Consider the following 804-nt stretch of genomic DNA (forward strand, 5'->3'; position numbering starts at 1 on the left):
AGGCTCGTCGGCATAGCTGATGGCCGTCATCAAGTTATCGTAGCCATGCTCCTGCGCCGCCGCATCGAGGTGTGCCTGGGTGGCTTTTTCGAAGGTCGCGCGTAACGTCGCAGTGGCCTGAGCTTGCTTCTGCTCAGCGGTGATGAGTTGGCTCAGGTCGATGTTAGCCATTGGCGACCTCCTCCGTGGTTGGGGCTTGTGGCAGCGCAATCTCGCCGTCGGCCGGGTCTACGATATCGGCCGGGAATGCCTGCTCTTGGCTGTAGGGATAGCCATGCGGCAGGATCAGGGTTACGGTCAGCTCCCCATCGGTACGGCTCACGTCGCCAATTACCCACTCGCTGCTCACGGCGGCAGCGGGCAGAGACGCACCGTCGGAAATCGCGCTGAAGTCGAAGGCCTCTCCGTTGAGGGTCAATACGTCGCCGGACTTGACCACGCTGAGCGTGTCATCCCGCCGCTGGGGCATTAATTTGATAATCATCAGAACCACCTGCCCACGGCCATCCACTGCAATGTCGCAGTAGCGTTAGAGCCGAACGAAATTAGTGAAAGGTAACCGGCGGACGTCCCGTAGCTCGCCGGGAACCCCAGCCATGACATCGCGCCGGTCTGAGCCGTTGTCGAACCGCTCAGTATCGGAGTGGAAGAGAAAGCAGCAGCGAAGCCAACGGTAATCAGGCCCGAGTAATACAGGCCGTTGCCAGTTGCGTTATTGGCCGTCGCGCCAGAAGAGACGCCCCAGCAAATTTGGGTGCCATCGGCAAACCGAACATAGTTGCCTGCCGAGTTGCTTCCCTGCTC

1 protein-coding gene and 1 pseudogene are annotated in these 804 nt (G+C 60.1%); both read right to left on the reverse strand.

What is annotated here, in order from left to right; translation table 11 throughout:
* Positions 1 to 163 precede the first annotated feature (163 nt).
* Positions 164 to 484: a hypothetical protein gene (locus HAQ05_RS27905; protein WP_190427621.1), complete on the reverse strand. Its 321-nt coding sequence runs from the start codon at positions 482 to 484 to the stop codon at positions 164 to 166.
* Positions 484 to 804: pseudogene (locus tag HAQ05_RS28910) on the reverse strand (hypothetical protein); the annotation flags it as partial. The pseudogene HAQ05_RS28910 and the gene HAQ05_RS27905, both read right to left, overlap by 1 nt.

The sequence above is a fragment of the Pseudomonas typographi genome (assembly GCF_014694385.1).
Classification (GTDB): Bacteria; Pseudomonadota; Gammaproteobacteria; order Pseudomonadales; family Pseudomonadaceae; genus Aquipseudomonas; species Aquipseudomonas typographi.